This window comes from Achromobacter sp. (genome assembly GCF_049647645.1).
In the GTDB taxonomy this organism is placed as follows: Bacteria; Pseudomonadota; Gammaproteobacteria; order Burkholderiales; family Burkholderiaceae_B; genus Achromobacter.
In genome coordinates, this window is sequence record NZ_JBARYB010000131.1 from 97,889 (window position 1) to 114,142 (window position 16,254).

At 65.7% G+C, this 16,254-nt stretch carries 14 protein-coding genes; 12 read left to right on the forward strand and 2 right to left on the reverse strand.

Annotation, left to right across the window (positions count from 1 at the left end; all coding sequences use genetic code 11):
* Positions 1 to 105: 105 nt before the first annotated feature.
* The 12 genes from WBB14_RS15750 to WBB14_RS15805 all read left to right on the forward strand — a co-directional run bounded on the left by WBB14_RS15750 (position 106) and on the right by WBB14_RS15805 (position 14,371).
* Positions 106 to 1,248, forward strand: coding sequence for an ABC transporter substrate-binding protein (locus tag WBB14_RS15750; protein WP_424240668.1), 1,143 nt, complete (start codon positions 106 to 108; stop codon positions 1,246 to 1,248).
* Positions 1,249 to 1,276: 28 nt separating this feature from the next.
* A complete protein-coding gene (locus tag WBB14_RS15755; RefSeq protein WP_424240669.1) occupies positions 1,277 to 2,152 on the forward strand; it encodes a branched-chain amino acid ABC transporter permease in 876 nt (291 codons plus the stop codon).
* Positions 2,153 to 2,154: 2 nt separating this feature from the next.
* On the forward strand, positions 2,155 to 3,135 hold the full coding sequence (locus WBB14_RS15760) for a branched-chain amino acid ABC transporter permease (protein WP_424240670.1): 981 nt from the start codon (positions 2,155 to 2,157) through the stop codon (positions 3,133 to 3,135).
* A complete protein-coding gene (locus WBB14_RS15765) occupies positions 3,132 to 3,911 on the forward strand; it encodes an ABC transporter ATP-binding protein (RefSeq protein ID WP_424240671.1) in 780 nt (259 codons plus the stop codon). The genes WBB14_RS15760 and WBB14_RS15765 overlap by 4 nt, the downstream gene beginning before the upstream one ends.
* Positions 3,898 to 4,593 carry an ABC transporter ATP-binding protein gene (locus tag WBB14_RS15770; protein WP_424240672.1) on the forward strand — a complete coding sequence of 232 codons (696 nt, stop codon included), beginning with the start codon at positions 3,898 to 3,900 and terminating at the stop codon, positions 4,591 to 4,593. Before WBB14_RS15765 ends, WBB14_RS15770 begins: the two co-directional genes overlap by 14 nt.
* A gap of 18 nt (positions 4,594 to 4,611) precedes the next feature.
* Complete coding sequence (locus WBB14_RS15775) at positions 4,612 to 5,940, forward strand: aspartate aminotransferase family protein (RefSeq protein ID WP_424240673.1); 1,329 nt, start codon at positions 4,612 to 4,614, stop codon at positions 5,938 to 5,940.
* On the forward strand, positions 5,937 to 7,955 hold the full coding sequence (locus WBB14_RS15780) for a hydantoinase/oxoprolinase family protein (protein ID WP_424240674.1): 2,019 nt from the start codon (positions 5,937 to 5,939) through the stop codon (positions 7,953 to 7,955). The genes WBB14_RS15775 and WBB14_RS15780 overlap by 4 nt, the downstream gene beginning before the upstream one ends.
* A gap of 15 nt (positions 7,956 to 7,970) precedes the next feature.
* The gene (locus tag WBB14_RS15785) at positions 7,971 to 9,611 is read left to right on the forward strand and encodes a hydantoinase B/oxoprolinase family protein (protein ID WP_424240675.1); all 1,641 of its coding nucleotides are present in this window, start codon (positions 7,971 to 7,973) and stop codon (positions 9,609 to 9,611) included.
* Between the two features lie 199 nt (positions 9,612 to 9,810).
* Positions 9,811 to 10,794 (forward strand): tripartite tricarboxylate transporter substrate-binding protein, encoded by a 984-nt coding sequence (locus tag WBB14_RS15790; RefSeq protein WP_424240676.1) that lies wholly within the window; start codon positions 9,811 to 9,813, stop codon positions 10,792 to 10,794.
* A gap of 40 nt (positions 10,795 to 10,834) precedes the next feature.
* A complete protein-coding gene (locus tag WBB14_RS15795) occupies positions 10,835 to 11,746 on the forward strand; it encodes a fumarylacetoacetate hydrolase family protein (protein ID WP_424240677.1) in 912 nt (303 codons plus the stop codon).
* A 44-nt stretch (positions 11,747 to 11,790) separates the two neighbouring features.
* Positions 11,791 to 12,993 (forward strand): aromatic amino acid transaminase, encoded by a 1,203-nt coding sequence (locus tag WBB14_RS15800; RefSeq protein WP_424240678.1) that lies wholly within the window; start codon positions 11,791 to 11,793, stop codon positions 12,991 to 12,993.
* A gap of 52 nt (positions 12,994 to 13,045) precedes the next feature.
* Positions 13,046 to 14,371, forward strand: a complete 1,326-nt coding sequence (locus tag WBB14_RS15805) for an amidohydrolase (RefSeq protein ID WP_424240679.1) — start codon at positions 13,046 to 13,048, stop codon at positions 14,369 to 14,371.
* 58 nt (positions 14,372 to 14,429) lie between these two features.
* Here WBB14_RS15805 and WBB14_RS15810 read toward each other — a convergent pair whose 3' ends face one another.
* Both WBB14_RS15810 and WBB14_RS15815 read right to left on the reverse strand, forming a co-directional pair.
* Positions 14,430 to 15,215 (reverse strand): crotonase/enoyl-CoA hydratase family protein, encoded by a 786-nt coding sequence (locus WBB14_RS15810; RefSeq protein ID WP_424240680.1) that lies wholly within the window; start codon positions 15,213 to 15,215, stop codon positions 14,430 to 14,432.
* A gap of 24 nt (positions 15,216 to 15,239) precedes the next feature.
* Entirely contained in the window at positions 15,240 to 16,247 is a 1,008-nt protein-coding gene (locus WBB14_RS15815; RefSeq protein WP_424240681.1) for an acyl-CoA dehydrogenase family protein, read from the reverse strand.
* Positions 16,248 to 16,254 lie beyond the last annotated feature (7 nt).

The window sequence follows — 16,254 nt, forward strand, 5'->3', positions numbered from 1 at the left end:
AAACAGGAACGTTGTACCGATTTTCGGAACGACGATTGAGCCATCAAAAACCCCAGGGGAAAGCCGCCCCGCCTTCAACGTTGATCGTTACAGGAGCGCAGCATCATGTCCGTCAAGAACATCCTCACCCTCGCCGGCCGCGTAATACCGGCAATCGCCCTGGCAGGACTGGCCTGCGCGGCCAGCGCCCAGAACGTGGTCGTGGGCGCCACCGTGCCGCTCACCGGCCCCTTGTCGCTGACCGGCAAGCAGTACTTCAATTCGCTCAAGCTGGCGGAAGACGACATCAACAAGGCCGGCGGCTTGCAGGGAAAACCCGTCAAGTTCGTGTTCGAGGATGCCCAGGCGTCCAATGGCACGGCCGTCAACGCCTACGTGAAGCTGGCGCAGGAGAACAAGCCGGCCTTCACCTTCCTTACCAGCTACAGCACCCAGAACATGGCCGTCGCGCCGGAAGTGGCGAAGGTCGGAATTCCCGCGATGTATGCGGGCGGGGCCGATGCCGTCGCGGATCTGCGCAATCCCTGGCTGTTCCGCATCCGCCCGCAAGACAGCACGGCGGCCGTTGCCATGGCGCGGTTCGTCAAGGACGAGCTGAAACTGTCCAAGCCCGGCATCCTCTACATCCAGAATGATTTCGGCCAGGGCGGCGCCAACGCCGCCGCCGCCTTCCTGAAGGACCAAGGCATCACGCCCGTCGGCACGGAAGCCTATGGCCAGAACGACAAGGACATGTCGGCGCAGATCCTCAGCCTGAAGAACAAGGGCGCCGACGTCATCCTGGCTTTCGTCTATCCCCAGGACGGCGCGATGGTGCTGCGCCAGATCAAGATGCTCGGCCTCAAGCAGCCCGTGGTGGCCTCGTCGGCCGCCTTTGTCCCGGCCGCGATGCAACTGCTGTCGGCATCCGATCTCGAGAACGTCTGGGGCGTAATCGACGCCTATCTGCCGGCCACCGACAAAGGCAAGAACTATGCGGAACGCTTCAAACAGCGCTTTTCCATGGACGCTGATCCCTACGGCGCGGCTTACTACGATGGCGCCATGCTGATGGCCCAGGCCATCAACGCCGTCGGCGCCGATCCGCAAAAGCTCCAGGCCTATCTCAAGGATCTCAAGGGCTACCAGGGCGTTTCGCACGTGTACAGCTTCGATGCCAAAGGCAACGGCGTGCACGACGTAGCCATCGTGAAGTTCGCCCGGGGAAGCAAGGACATGCAGTTCATCAGCACCATCAAGGTCGACTGAGCATGGCCGGCGACACAAGGGGAAATCCATGCAGGAAATGATCCAACTGCTGGTCAACGGCGTCGCGCTCGGCAGCGTCTACGCTCTGGCAGCGCTGGGCTTCGTCATCGTGTATTCGGCCACCAGCGTGGTGAACTTCGCCGCCGGCCAGTTCGTCATGCTGGGCACCTTCTTCGGGGTGAGCACCATCATCCAGGCGCAGTGGCCCGCGGCCCTGGCCTACCCGGTGGCGATCGCGATGATGGCGGTCTTCGGCCTGCTGTTCTATGCCCTGGTGCACCTGCCGTTGCAGAACCGTCCTGTCGTGACGGTCATCATCGGCACGGTCGCCGCCGGCATTGCCATGCAGAACGGCGCGCTGCTGGTCTGGGACGCCTGGCCTTTCCGCATGCCCTCGCCCTTCGGCGACGGCACCATCAGCCTGGCCGGCGGCGTCATCACGGTGCACGCGCTGGCCACCATCGTCATCACGCTGCTGTTGATCGCCGGACTCTACGCGTTGTTGCATCGCACCTCCATCGGGCGCTCAATGCGGGCAGTGGCGCAGGACGTGGAAACCGCGAGATTGATGGGCTTGCCTGTGCGCCTGCTGCTGGGCTTCGCCTGGCTGCTGGCAGCCGTCTTCGCGGGCTTTGCCGGCCTGCTGGTCGGACCCATGTGGTTCGCGGACGTCAACATGGGTGATGCCGTTGCGCTCAAGGCCTTCGCCGCCACCATCATCGGCGGATTCGGCAGCGTGCCCGGCGCGATCGCGGGCGGACTGGTGGTGGGCCTGATCGAAATACTCGGCGCGGCCTATCTGTCCTCCACCTACAAGGACCTGCTGGCCTTCGGCATCATGATTCTGTTCCTGCTGCTGCGGCCGCAGGGCATTTTCGGCGAGCGCATCGCCGATCGGGGCTGACCATGAAACGATCCCATCTGCTGTGCGGCCTGGCCGTCCTGGCGCTGGCCACCGCCCTGCCTCTCTACACGCAGGGCTATGGCAACCGTCTTGCCAACACCGCGGTCATTTCGGCCATTGCCGTCATCGGCCTGAACTTCGTCTTCGGCTATGCCGGCCTGATCTCGCTCGCACACGCCGCCTTCATGGGCGTGGCAGCGTACCTGGTCGCCATCCTGACCACCTCCCACGGCTGGAATCCCTGGCTGGCGGCGCTGCTCGCCATCGCGGCCACCTGCCTGGTCTCCTATATCACGGGCCGCATCTTGCTGCGCCTCAAAGGGCACTACCTGGCGCTGGCGACCTTGGGGCTGAACGTGAGCTTCACTATCGTCGTTTCCAACTGGATCGACATTACAGGGGGCACGAACGGCATATCCGGCATTGCGCCGCTCACGCTGGGCGCCATCAAGCTCGACGACGAACCGAGCTTCTACCTGTTCTCGCTTGCAGTCCTGACGTTGCTGGCCTTGCTGGCCGCACGCATCCGCCATTCACATGCGGGCCGCACGCTGATGGCGGTGCGCGACGACGAACTGGCCTCGGCCATGACCGGCCTGCCGGTGACCAAGGTGAAGGTAGCTGCCTTCACGCTGGGCGCCGCCTACGCAGCCGTGGCCGGCTGCCTGTTCGCCTTCCACATCCGCTTTGTTTCTCCCGAGGACTTCAACTTCTCCCACTCCATCATCTACCTGGCCATGCTGGTCGTGGGCGGAGAAGGCAGCATCGTCGGCGCGATTCTGGGCGCCGTAAGCGTGACGCTGTTGCCTGAACTGTTGCGCGGCGTCGGCAACGCCTATCTATTGGTGTTCGGCATTCTGGTGCTGGTCATCCTGATCGTGCTGCCCCGCGGCTTGATCAGTCTGGTCGACCCTGCCACCTATCGCCGGCGCGGCAAGCGCGCCAGCCGCCGCCGCGTCGTCCACGGAGGCAGCCTGTCATGAGCCTCATGCAAGTACAGAACATCAGCAAGCACTATGGCGGCGTGCAGGCGCTTTCAAATGTCAGCCTGGATATCGGCGCCAACCAGTTCTACGCCATCATCGGCCCCAACGGCGCCGGCAAGAGCACCTTGCTCAATGTAATGACGGGTCTCGTGCCGCCCTCGTCCGGCCAGGTCAGCTTCGACGGCAAAGTGCTGACAGGTTTGCCCACCCACGTCATCATCCACGCGGGCATAGGCCGCATCTTTCAAAGCGGCCGCTTGTTCACGCGCCTGAGCGTGCTGGAAAACGTCATGCTGGGTGCGGCGATGCGCGACCCGCGCTCGCTAGGCGCCTTGCTGCTGCGCCCCCGGGCCACCCGGGAGCGCGAACGCGCCGCGCGTGAGGCCGCCTACGACACCCTCCGCCAGTTCGATTTGCACACGCTTGCCGACCGCAGCATAGGTTCGCTCTCTTACGGCAACCGCCGCCTCGTCGAAATGGCCAGGGTCATGGTGGCGCGGCCGCGGCTGCTGCTGCTGGACGAGCCGGCGGCCGGCCTGAATTCCGGCGAAGTCGAGCAACTGATGGACCTGTTGCGGCGCCTGCGTGAACAGCACCGGCTTTCCGTCGTGCTGATCGAGCACAACATGGGCATGGTGATGCGGCTGGCCGAGAATGTGGCGGTGCTGAACTTCGGCGCCAAGCTGGCCGAAGGCACGCCCGCCCAGGTGCAGTCCGATCCGGCAGTGCTCGAGGCCTATCTTGGAGGAGGCTACCAGCATGTTGCAGTGTAGAAACCTGGGTGCCGCCTACGGCGACATCGTGGCACTGCGTGCCATAGACCTGGACGTGCGCGCCGGCGAGGCCGTGGCGCTGATCGGCGTCAATGGCGCGGGAAAAACCACGCTGCTGCGAGCAATCTCCGGATTGCTTCCCACGACAGGCGAATTGAGTTTCGACGGCCGCCCCCTGGACACGGTGCCAATCCAGCGCCGCGTAAAGGCAGGCATCGCGCATGTGCCGGAAGGCCGGCGGATTTTTCCTGGCCTCACCGTGAAGGAAAACCTGGAGGTCGGAGGCTCGGTGCGCGGCGGCGGAACCAGCGACGACTTCGACCGCATCTACGACCTCTTCCCACGGCTGAAGGAGCGGGCCAGCCAGCTGGGTTGGTCCCTGTCTGGCGGCGAACAGCAAATGCTGGCCATCGGCCGCGCCTTGATGGCACGGCCCCGCCTGCTCCTGCTGGATGAACCTTCACTCGGCCTCGCGCCGCGCCTGGCCGAAGAAGTCTATGCCCGCATCGCCCGCATCAACGAGGGCGGCATGACGGTATTGCTGGTCGAGCAAAACACCGTGCTCGCGCTTGGCGTGGCCAACCGCGGCTATGTCATCGAGAACGGCAGCATCGTACTGACCGACACCGCTAAGACGTTGCGTCTACACCCGCGGGTCCGGGACGCCTACCTGGGCCGCTAAATCCTGCTTGAGAGAACCATGTATCCCGATCCTTCCTCCCGTTCCCAGGCGCTGCACACGCGCGCCAAGCACACCCTTCCCGGCGGCAATACCCGCACGACCGTCTATTTGTCGCCCTACCCTGTCTACGCCGCGCACGGCGCCGGCTGCCGCGTCCGTGACGTCGACGGCAATGAGCTGATCGACTGCATCAACAATTTCACGGCGCTTATCCACGGCCATGCGCACCCGGCGCTGGCCGCGGCAGCCCACCGCCAGATCGACCTGGGAACCGCCTTCGGCATGCCGACCGAAAGCGAGATCGCGCTGGCTGAACTGCTGGCCGAACGCGTGCCGGGAATCGAACACATCCGCTTCACCAACTCGGGTACCGAGGCCGTGATGATGGCGCTGAAAGCAGCGCGCGCCTACACCGGGCGCCCCAAGATCGCCAAGGTGGAGGGCGCCTATCACGGCTCCTATGACTATGCCGAGACCAGCCTGGATTCGCGTCCCGAAAACTGGGGCGACGCGGCCGCGCCCGCCTCTGTCGCGCACTCGCAAGGAACGCCGCAAGGCGTGACGGCCGATGTCGTGGTGCTGCCCTTCAACGACTGCCAGGCGACCGAGGCCCTGCTGCGCGCGCACGCAGCCAGCCTGGCTGGCGTGCTGATCGACCTGCTGCCCAATCGGGTCGGCTTGATCCCCGCCAGCGCCGCATACTTGAGCATGCTGCGCCGGGTCACGACGGAGCTGGGCATCCTGCTGATCGTCGACGAAGTCATCACGCTGCGGCTGGCGCCCGGCGGCGCCCAGTCGCGGCTGGGCGTCACCCCCGACCTCACCACCGTCGGAAAAATCATGGGCGGCGGCTTCCCCGTCGGAGGCGTGGCCGGACGCGCGGACGTGATGGCGGTCTTCGACCCCAGCGCCGGCCGTCCGGCGGTGCCCCATGGCGGCACCTTCTCGGCCAATCCAGTCAGCATGGTGAGCGGGCTTGCCGCCATGCAATTGCTGGATGGGGCCGCCTATGCCCAGCTGGACCAGCACGGCGACATGTTGCGGCAAGGCCTGAACCAAGCCTTCGCCGACACCGGCATCGCGGGCCAGGCCACTGGACTGGGATCGCTGGTCAAGCTGCATCTGAAGGCGGAAAGCCTGAGCAATTACCGCGATTCCTACGCTACCCCGGAACAGGCCCGGGCCATGGCGCGCTTCAACCGCGAAATGCTGAACGGCGGCGTGCTGATGGCCAGCTATGGCCTCATCGCCCTGTCTACACCCATGCGGGACCGGGACATCGCCCAGATCGTCGAGACCGCGCATGAGGCGCTCAATGTCCTGCGCCGCGAGGAGATTCTGGCATGACTGTCACCGTAGGCATAGACGTAGGCGGCACCTTCACCGACCTCATCCTGGTGGATGATGAATCCGGCGCGGTGCGAATATCCAAGGTTCCCAGCACGCTGGAGAACCAGGCCTTTGGCGTGTTGGAGGCGCTGCGCCGCACCGAGGTTCCCCTGGAACGGGTGGACAGCATCGTCCACGGCACCACCACCACCACCAATGCCCTGCTTGAGCGCAAGCTCGCCAAGGTCGGCTTGATTACCACCGATGGATTCCGCGACGTGCTCGAGCTGGGGCGGCGCACCCGGCCGCAGGCATATGGCCTGACGGGCAGCTTCGTGCCGCTCATTCCCCGCGAACTGCGGCGCGAAGTTGCCGAACGCATGGACGCCCAAGGCAACGTGCTGACCCCGCTGGACGAAGACGCATTCGTGGCTCGAGTACGGGAACTGGCCGCGACGGGCGCGGAAGCCCTGGTCATACACTTCTTGCACAGCTATGCCAATCCTGCCCACGAACTGCGTGCCCTGGAACTGGCGCGCCAACACTGGCCGAACGACTACATCACCGCGGGCCACACCATCATCTCCGAGTTCCGCGAGTTCGAACGCGGCACCGCCGCCGCCGTCAACGCTTCGGTCCAGCCGATTCTGGACCGCTACATCGACCGCTTGCAGAACAGCCTCACCGAAGCGGGCTTTCGCAACGACCTGCTGGTAATGCAAGGCAACGGCGGCACCGTATCGGCGCGCACCATCTCGCGCGCGGCGATCAACACCGTCATGTCCGGGCCTGCCTCGGGCGTCATGGCAGCCGCCTATTCGGGCCGGATGTCGGGCTATCCGAACCTGATCACCTACGACATGGGCGGGACATCTTCCGACGTCGCGCTCATCGAAAACAGCGTCCCAAAGGTATCCAGCGAGCTTGAGCTGGAGTACGGCATGCCGCTGCATGTGCCGATGGTCGATGTCCATACCGTCGGCGCAGGCGGCGGCTCCATCGCCCGCGTGCACGCCGGCGGCCTGTTGCGCGTCGGCCCGGACAGCGCGGGCGCGCGTCCCGGGCCCATCTGCTATGGACGCGGCGGCGAACTGCCGACGCTGACCGACGCCAACCTGGTCCTCGGACGTCTCGACCCCGAGCGCCTGCTTGCCGTGGACCGCGCCGTCACCGTGGACGAGGTCGCTTCGCGCATCGAGGAGCACATCGGCCGCCCGCTGGGACTGGACGCCGTGCAGGCGGCGGCCGCCATCCTGCAGATCGGCAACAACAACATGGCCGGCGCGGTGCGCCTGGTCAGCCTGGCGCGCGGCTACGATCCGCGGGACTTCGCGCTGTTCGCCTTCGGCGGCGCCGGACCGCTGCATGCCGTCGCGCTGGCGCGCGAACTTGCCATACCGACCGTACTCATCCCCGTGCGGCCCGGACTGACCAACGCGCTGGGTTGCCTGGTCGCCGACGTGCGCCATGACTTCGTCAAGTCATTCAACAGGTCGCTCAAGGACCTGGCAGACGCAGATCTCCAAGCCTGCCTGCGCGATCAGATCGCCCTGGGTCATGCCGCCATCGAGCGCGATGGCATCGCCGTCTCGGACATCGAGATCTTTCATCACGCGCAGATGCAGTTCCAGGGCCAAAGCCATCTGCTGACTGTGGCCGTCGAGGTTGGCGGTGCCACGGTCGCACAACTGCAGGATGCTTTCGCCCGCGCCTACTGGCACCGGTTCCAGGTTGAACTTTCCGAGTTGCGTCCGGTGCTGGTGACGCTGGACACCAGTCTCGTCGGCAAGCGCCATGCCATCTCGCTGGACTCGCTGCGCAGCACGGACACGGCGGCCAGCGCGCCGAGGAGCCGCCAGGTGTGGTTCGCGGAGACCGGCTGGACCGACACGCCCATCCATGCGCGCGAGCACATCCCCGCCGAAGGCCTGCGCGGCCCCGCGATCATCGAACAGCTGGACGCGACCACCGTCATCGATCCCGGCGCGCATGCCCGTGGCGATGGCTACGGCAATCTCATCATCACTCTCTAGGGCAGATGCACTCCCATGACCCACATCGACCCCGTCACGCTGACCGTCATCCAGAGCGGGCTGCACCAGGTATGCAATGAGATGGATCTGGCGCATTGCCGCGCGGCCTTCTCGCCCATCATTTCGGAATCGCAAGACCGTTCCAACGGCATCTACCACCGCGACAGCGGCGAGCTCATTGCGCAAGGAGAATTGGGCCTGCCCATCTTCGTGGGCACCATGCAGTTCTCCACCCAGGCCGTGATCGCACGGGCCAAGGACATCGCCCCCGGCGACATCTTCATGGTCAATGATCCCTACTTGGGCGGGACCCACCTGATGGACGTGCGCTTCGTCAAACCCTACTTTTATCGCGGCAAGCTCTACGCCTGGCTTGCCAATACCGGCCATTGGCCCGACATGGGCGGCATGGTCCCGGGCGGATTCTCCGCGCACGCCACCGAAATAGAACAGGAAGGGCTGCGGCTGCCTCCGGTCAAGCTCTACAAGAAGGGCGAGCTCGACCCGGAAATCCTGTCCATCCTGATGTCGAACATCCGTATCTCCGAGCAGCGTATCGGCGACATCAAGGCCCAGGCCGCCGCGCTGGCCATCGGCGAACGCCGGCTGACCCAGCTGCTGGATCGGTACGGGCTGGACACCGTCGACGCCGCCGTCGAAGAACTCAAGCGCCAGGCGTCGGTCCAGACGCGCGCCGTGATCGCCGCCATCCCTGACGGCGAATACCATGGCCAGGCCTTCCTGGATTCCGACGGCGTGCAGGACCAGCCGCTGAAAGTGTCGGTGCGCATCCGCAAGGAAGGCGAACTCATGCATTTCGATCTCAGTGAATCCAGCCCGCCATGCGCCGGCCCCATGAATAGCGTCATTGCCACGACGCGCTCATCGATCTACCTGGCTATCAAGCACGTGTTCCCGGAACTGCCCATCAACGCGGGCCTGTTCGAACCGCTGCGCATCGAGGATCCCGAAGGCACCTTCCTTTATGCGAAGTATCCCCGGCCGGTGTCGGGCTGCGCCGCGGAAGTCAGCCAACGCATCGCCGAGGCCGTGTTCGACGCCTTGCAGAAGGCGATTCCTCAGCGCCTGTTCGCGGCGCCCGCCGGTACCACCGCCAACCTGGCCATTGGCGGCGATGATCCCATGCACGGGCGCTCCTACGTCATGTACGTCATCTCCGGCGGCGGTTATGGCGGCCATCCCGCGGGCGATGGGCTGACCAACGGCTGCTCCACCATCGGCATATCGAAGGCGGCGCCAGTAGAAGTTCAGGAGCAGTTGTACCCGGTGCTCTTCGAGCGCTACGCCATACACGAAGGATCCGGTGGATTGGGCGAGTTTCGCGGCGGCATGGGCATCCACTACCGCATCCGCCTCAGGGCAGGTTCGGCGCGCGCTTCCATGGTCATGGACCACGGCAAGTTCGGCCCTCCCGGCGCCGCAGGCGGCGAGGAAGGCGGCCGCACCCGCGTCACGGTCTACCGCGACGGCGCAGCCTACGTGCCAGCCCATGTGTCCAAGGATCAGGGAATCGTCATGCAGGCCGGCGACGTCATCGAGGTATACACGCCCGGCGGAGGCGGCTATGGCGACCCCGCGCGGCGCTCGCCGCTGGCTCGCGAGAACGACATCCGGCAAGGCTATTACCCCGGCTGACACACCTCTGCGTGGAAGGCGGCAAGCGACTCGTCTCATGGCGTCCGCGGACTTCGCTCCGCGGCGCCCGCGCATCCTGCCCGATCCCTTAAATTCCGTTTGGTTTTCACCAGATGATTAATCTTCATTAGACGGTTTTCACCAGGCTTCTACAATCCTGGCCAGGGTCATCTCAAATAAAAAAGACCGTGGAGACAAGATGAAGACAGCCGTGCCTGCTGGGACCTCCCTCATCACCCGACTCAAGTACCTGGCGTTGGCCAGCCTGTTGATGGCGGCCTCTAGCCATGCGCAACAGCCGGCAAAGCTGGTTGTCGGCCTGCCGGCTGGCGGATCGTTCGACACCATCGCCAGGATCGTGGCGGAAAAACTCCCCGGCCATCTGGATCGGCCGGTGGTGGTGGAGAACCGCCCCGGCGCGCAGACGCGCATCGCCATTCAGGCGGTAAAGAGCGCGGCCCCGGACGGCAACAGCCTGCTGGTGGCGCCGGGCGTGGCCATCTTTCTCTACCCGCACCTGTTCCGGCAGCTCAGCTACGCCCCCTTCACCGATCTCAAGCCGGTGACGCAACTGGTGCGCTGGGACATCGTGCTCGCCGTCGCGGCCGATAGTCCCATCACCTCGTTCCAGGCATTCCAGACCTGGGCCAGACAGAATCCGGACAAAACGTTCTACGGCACATCCGGCACCGGCAGCCTGCAGCATTTCCTGGGTGTTTCGCTGGCCAAGCGCCTGGGCACGCCGCTTGAGCACATCGCCTTCAAGGGTGGCAAGGATGCGGTCACCGCACTGTTGGGCGGACATATCAACGCCATCGTGATGGACGCGGGCGAAGTGGTCCCGCTGGCGCAGGCCGGCAAGCTGCGCGTGCTGGCGACCTTCAGCGCGCAACGCGAACCGGCGCTACCAACAACGCCGACCATGCGCGAACTCGGCATGGGCGAGCTGGAGACCTCAGGTTGGGCAGGGCTGTATGCGCCGGCCGGCACGCCGGAGCCGGTCATCCACAAGCTGAATACGGCGGTCAACGAGATCCTCGCCCTCCCTGATGTGGCCAGGCGTATCGCCGAACTCGGCATGCGGCCGGCCGGCGGCACGCCGCAAGCGGTCGATGGGCTGGCGCGCGAACAGCTCGACCAGTGGCGCGACACGGTGGCTCAGTCCGGCTTCGTGGTCGATTGAGCGACGCATCCCTCTCTCCCATGTCACCGGATCAACACCCATGTTTGCATTGACCACTCTCGACGTCGCCTCCCGTCCCGTCGCCTGCCTGGAAATCGAAGGCCGGAACTATCCACTGGCCGCCTGCGCCAAGGTGCTGGACCAGCCGGCCCTGGACACCTCCGTCCGGAACCTCTTCGAGGATTGGCCGCGTTCGTTGGCGCTGCTTGAACTGGCGGCCGCCCACTGCTCGGCGCTTGCCGGCCACGAGGTCACCGGGCCGGTCCGCCACCTGGCGCCGCTGCAATATCCGGGCAAGGTGCTCTGCGCGGGAGCCAACTACCATGATCACCTGGCGGAAATGAATGTGCCGAATGCCGCGGACAAATCCGCGCAGCGTCTGTTCTTCTTCTTCAAACCGCCCCGCCAAGCCGTGGTCGGCGAGGGTGCGACGGTACACATGCCCATAGACTGCCAGCGCCTGGACTGGGAAATCGAGCTGGCGCTGGTCATAGGCAAGACCGCCAGGAACCTGCGCCTGGAAGACGCGCTCGACCATGTGGCGGCGTATACGGCAGCCGTCGACATGTCGGCCCGTGACCTCAATAAGGCGCCCGACACCTTCTACAAACTGGATTGGGTGGCCGGCAAGGCCCACGACACCAGCTGCCCACTCGGCCCCAGGCTAGTGCCCGCAACATTCATCCCCGACCCCATGGACCTGGGCCTGAAGCTCAGCGTCAATGGCCAGCTCAAGCAAGACGCCCGCACCAGCGGCATGGTCTTCGACATCCGCGAACAGCTGGCGACCCTTAGCCGCATCATGACGCTGGAGCCCGGCGATCTGGTGCTGACCGGCACGCCCGCTGGCGTGGGCGCGCCGCACGGCGCCTTCCTCAAGATCGGCGACGAAATCAGCGCAACGATCGAGGGCATCGGCACGCTGGCGGTGCAGATTCAGGCATCGCGCTGACATCCTGGCCGGCCACGGCCGCATCTTCCTCATGAGGCAGTTCCATGCAGTCTCTTTTCTATCCCCTGCCCGCTGCGGCCGGCGACACGATCTTCGCACTGGTTGAAGCTTTCCAGAACGACCCTACGCCCCACAAGGTCAGTCTCAGCATCGGCACCTACTTCGACGCGGACGGCAGCATCCCCGTCATGCGCGCCGTGCGCCAGGCCCGCGAAGCGCTTATCCAGGCGGGCAAGCCGCATCCCTACCTCCCGATTCCGGGATCTGTGGCATACCGCAACGCCGCCAGGTCACTGGTTCTAGGCACCGATGACCCGGCGCCAGAGCGCGTGGTGACGGCGCAAAGTGTCGGCGGTACCGGCGCCTTGAAACTGGGCGCCGACCTGCTGCGCCGTACTTGTCCCGAAGCGGCGGTCTGGGTCAGCGATCCGACCTGGGAAAACCACGGCCAGATCTTTCGCCAGGCGGGTTTCACGGTGCATGAATACCCCTACTACGACGCCGCGACTGCCACCGTTCGCTTCGCGCAAATGCATGCCGCGCTGCAGGCCCTGCCGGCCGGCTCCATCGTCGTGCTACACGCCAGCTGCCACAACCCGACCGGCGTGGACCTGTCTTCAGATCAGTGGCAGGTACTGACCGAGCTGTTTGCGCGACAGGGCCTGATTCCCTTTTTTGACTTGGCATATCAGGGGTTCGGGCGAGGCCTGGACGCGGACGCCGAACCCATCCGGGAGATGGCGCGCGCGGGTGTGGAGTGCCTGGTCGCCGGCTCCTTCTCCAAGAACTTCTCCCTGTACGGCGAACGCTGTGGCGCCCTGAATATCGTGTGCCACGACGAAACCGCCGCGGACCGCGCGCTGGGCCAGCTCAAACTGCTGATCCGCGGCAACTACTCAACGCCTCCTACTTTTGGCGCTGCTGTGGTTGCTTCCGTCCTGAATGATACCGGGCTCCGCCACCTCTGGGCCGAAGAGCTTGAGCAGATGCGCGTGCGGCTTGTGGGCCTGCGCGCCCGCCTGTCCAACGCGCTGGCGCAACTGACTGGCGACCCCGATAGCTGGAACTACATCGAGCGGCAGCAGGGGCTGTTCAGTTACATGCGGCTCAGTCCCCAGCAGGTCGAGTCGCTGCGCCGTGAGCATGCCGTGTACCTGCTGAAGTCCGGCAGGCTCTGCATCGCCGGCCTGACCGATGGCAATATCGATTACGTAGCAAGCGCCATCGCGTCCTGCGCGCGACGCTAGGCATTCTTCCCCTCGCCCGGGGCCTGAGGCGACCACTCGATAGGAGCAAGGCATGACCGTACCCTCCCGGCTTCTCACCGCCAGTTTCGGATTGACGCTAGGCATGGTCCTGGCCTCGCCCGTGGCCGCCTCCGGCGCCGCCCTGCTGCAAAACGGCCTGCAGCGGGCCGACCAGACCGAGCCAGACGTAATCGCCTGGCGGCGCTACATACACCAGCATCCGGAACTGTCGTACCAGGAGACCGAGACGGCCAAGTACATTACCGACGCCTTGCGCGCCATGCCCGGCATCACCGTCGAGACCGGGATAGCGCGCACTGGAATAAAAGCGGTGCTCAAGGGCGGCAAGCCGGGGCCTGTGGTGGCGCTGCGCGCCGACATGGACGCCCTGCCCGTCGAGGAACGCAATGACCTGCCGTTCCGCTCCCAGGCCAAGGCCACCTGGCGCGGCGAGCAGGTGTCGGTGTCGCACGCCTGCGGCCATGACACGCATGTGGCGATGCTACTCGGCGCCGCCCTCGCCTTGTCGGCCATGCGCGAGGAACTACCCGGCACCATCGTCTTCCTGTTCCAGCCCGCCGAGGAATGGGGGCCTGACAAGGAGCCCAGCGGCGCCCGGGCCATGATCGCGCAGGGCGTGCTGGAAAATCCCAAGGTGGATGTGGTCTTCGGCCAGCACATAGGCGCTGGCGCCCCCTCTGGCACCATCGCCTATCGGGCCGGACCAACCATGGCCAGCGGCGACCGCTTCGAGATCTCGCTGCATGGCAAGGGCGGTCACGGCGGCAGGCCTTGGACGGCCAATCCGGCACTTGTGCCGGCGGCCGAGCTGACGCTGGCGCTGCAAGGCATCACCAGCAGCAAGGTCGACCAGTCCGACGGCGTCACCGTGCTGTCCATTGGCATGCTGCAAAGCGGACGGCGTCCGAACATTCTGCCCGAGGACGCCGAACTGGCGGGCACCGTGCGCTCGCTGTCGTCGCGGAACCAAGGCATCGTGCATGAGGCCATCCGCGCGCGGGCCGAGCATATTGCGCAAGCCTATGGCTTGAAAGCCAAGGTGGACATATACACGGGCTACGAAGTCGTCGACAACGACAAAACGCTGACCCGCAGCCTGATACCGGCATGGCAGGCGGCAGCCGGGGCCGGCAAGGCCGTCGAGATGCCGGCCCCGTCGACCGGCAGCGAGGACTTCGGCGCCTATGGCGTCAGCGGCAAAGTGCCCTCGGTCTTCTGGTTCATCAATGCCTCGCCTTACGGTGACAAGAGCGGCGCACCCAACCATTCGCCGGAATTCGCCATCGACGAAAGCGCGCTGCGCGTGGGTGTGCGGGCATTGGTGGCTTCCGCGCTGACGTACATGGACAGGCAGTAGGCCGCAGGGAGTCAAAGCGCGCACTGCCGATGCATCATGGCATCGGCAGTGTCACCGATCAAAACCTCGGCGCGCGCTTCTCGATGAAGGCGGTGACCGCCTCGCGATGTTCGGCGGTCTTGTGCGCCAGCGCCTGATAGCTGGCAGACAGTTCCAGCAGGGATGCCAAGCTACTTTGCTGGCCTTCGCGCAGCAAACGCTTGGTCATGCGCATGACACCACCCGGATTGGCGGCGATCTTCGCGGCCAGCGTCCTGGCGGCCGGGAGCAGCTCCGCCGCCGGCACCACTCTGCTGACCAGACCGCAGGCCAACGCATCCTGCGCGCTGATGGCCTCGCCTGTGTAGGCCATTTCGCTAGCCTTGGCCATGCCCACCGCGCGCGGCAGCAGCCAGGCGCCGCCATCACCCGGCACGATGCCGACGCGCACGAAGCTCTCGGCGAACGTGGCCGTATCGGCAGCGATGCGGATGTCGCACATGCAGGCGATATCCAGGCCGGCGCCGATGGCCGGGCCGTTGACGGCACAGATGACCGGCACGTCCAGGCCATGCAATGCAAGCGGAATGCGTTGGATGCCCTGACGGTACTCTTCGCAGATGCTCTCGGGCGTCAGCGCGTCGTCGAAGAAGCGGCGCATGTCCTTGACGTTGCCGCCCGAACTGAAGATCGGTCCCGCAGCCGTCAGGATCAGTACTTTCACGCCCGCGTCCTGCCGTATGTCGGCGCACAGCTGCACGATCTCTTCGATGGCGGTGTTGCCGGTCAGCGCATTGCGTGTTTCCGGCTGGTTCATGGTGGCGACGACGATGCCGCCGTCGCGTTCTATCTGCAAAAAGGCCATGCCAGAATCTCCTGTAAGCCGGGCTTACGCCGGAACGTCGGTAATCGCGCGCACCAGGTCCAGGGTCGGCCCTGCGTGCGCGAACAGCGCCTCCCCGGCCACGTCCTGCCAGTACGCCTCGCTGCCCGCCGTCTGACGCCAGGCATGCAGGCGGCGCGTGTAGAGCTGCAAATCGTATTCTTCCGTAAAGCCTATCGCGCCATGCACCGCATGCGCCACCTCGGCCACCACCAGCGCCGCCTCGCTGCAGCGCGCCTTGGCGACCGCGACCCGCAGCCGGTCAGGCGCCACGCCCTCGGCATGGCAACCCAGCTGCGCCGCCATGCGCGCGGCGCAGACATGCTCGCTCATGACGGCCAGTTGATGCTGGATGGCCTGGAATTTGCCGATAGGCCGGCCGAATTGCTGGCGTTCATTGGCGTACTGCAAGGTGCGTTCCAGCACGCTGCCCAGCGCGCCGGCCATCTGTGGCGCGACCACGCAGGCCTGCAAGGTCCGGATGTCGACGGCGGCGTCGACCACCACGAGCGGCGCGGCCTCGACCTGCGCCGGCTCCCAGCGCATGGCGGCGTCCAGCGCTAGGGCTTGCGGCTCCCGCTGCGCCAGCCCGGCATCCAGCAGGCGCCAGGCGCCGTCAGCCTGCACCAGCACGCTGTCTGCGACACGGCCGCCACGCACCAGCGCGCACTGCCACGCACCGTTGGCCTGTTGCCGGCCGCGCGCCAGGCCTATGCTGCCTGCCGGGCGCTGCGCGGCCAGCAGCAGCGCGCGTGCGATCATGGTTTCACCCAGCAACAAGGGCAGCGCGTGGGCGCCGCACTGCTCCAGCACGCCGAACATCTGGTCCAGACTCAGTCCGGAGCCGCCGTCGTCTTCGCCGAGCAGCGCATCGGCCAGGCCGGCGGCCTCCAACTGCTGCCAGAGCCGGCGGGCCGACTCGCCGCCCGCCTCGATATCTCGCACCGCCTGCGGCGTGCAATGGTCCGCCAGCACCTGGCGCGCGGCATCGGCGTACAGATCGTTATCGCTCATGTCATGC

What these genes read in the sequence shown, in the direction of transcription:
- WBB14_RS15790 (WP_424240676.1), top strand. Translation starts at nt 9,811, where the DNA reads ATGAAGACAGCCGTGCCTGCTGGGACCTCCCTCATCACCCGACTCAAG.
- WBB14_RS15755 (WP_424240669.1), top strand. Translation starts at nt 1,277, where the DNA reads ATGCAGGAAATGATCCAACTGCTGGTCAACGGCGTCGCGCTCGGCAGC.
- WBB14_RS15800 (WP_424240678.1), top strand. Translation starts at nt 11,791, where the DNA reads ATGCAGTCTCTTTTCTATCCCCTGCCCGCTGCGGCCGGCGACACGATC.
- WBB14_RS15795 (WP_424240677.1), top strand. Translation starts at nt 10,835, where the DNA reads ATGTTTGCATTGACCACTCTCGACGTCGCCTCCCGTCCCGTCGCCTGC.
- WBB14_RS15775 (WP_424240673.1), top strand. Translation starts at nt 4,612, where the DNA reads ATGTATCCCGATCCTTCCTCCCGTTCCCAGGCGCTGCACACGCGCGCC.
- WBB14_RS15785 (WP_424240675.1), top strand. Translation starts at nt 7,971, where the DNA reads ATGACCCACATCGACCCCGTCACGCTGACCGTCATCCAGAGCGGGCTG.
- WBB14_RS15815 (WP_424240681.1), bottom strand. Translation starts at nt 16,247, where the DNA reads ATGAGCGATAACGATCTGTACGCCGATGCCGCGCGCCAGGTGCTGGCG.
- WBB14_RS15805 (WP_424240679.1), top strand. Translation starts at nt 13,046, where the DNA reads ATGACCGTACCCTCCCGGCTTCTCACCGCCAGTTTCGGATTGACGCTA.
- WBB14_RS15750 (WP_424240668.1), top strand. Translation starts at nt 106, where the DNA reads ATGTCCGTCAAGAACATCCTCACCCTCGCCGGCCGCGTAATACCGGCA.
- WBB14_RS15780 (WP_424240674.1), top strand. Translation starts at nt 5,937, where the DNA reads ATGACTGTCACCGTAGGCATAGACGTAGGCGGCACCTTCACCGACCTC.
- WBB14_RS15770 (WP_424240672.1), top strand. Translation starts at nt 3,898, where the DNA reads ATGTTGCAGTGTAGAAACCTGGGTGCCGCCTACGGCGACATCGTGGCA.
- WBB14_RS15765 (WP_424240671.1), top strand. Translation starts at nt 3,132, where the DNA reads ATGAGCCTCATGCAAGTACAGAACATCAGCAAGCACTATGGCGGCGTG.
- WBB14_RS15760 (WP_424240670.1), top strand. Translation starts at nt 2,155, where the DNA reads ATGAAACGATCCCATCTGCTGTGCGGCCTGGCCGTCCTGGCGCTGGCC.
- WBB14_RS15810 (WP_424240680.1), bottom strand. Translation starts at nt 15,215, where the DNA reads ATGGCCTTTTTGCAGATAGAACGCGACGGCGGCATCGTCGTCGCCACC.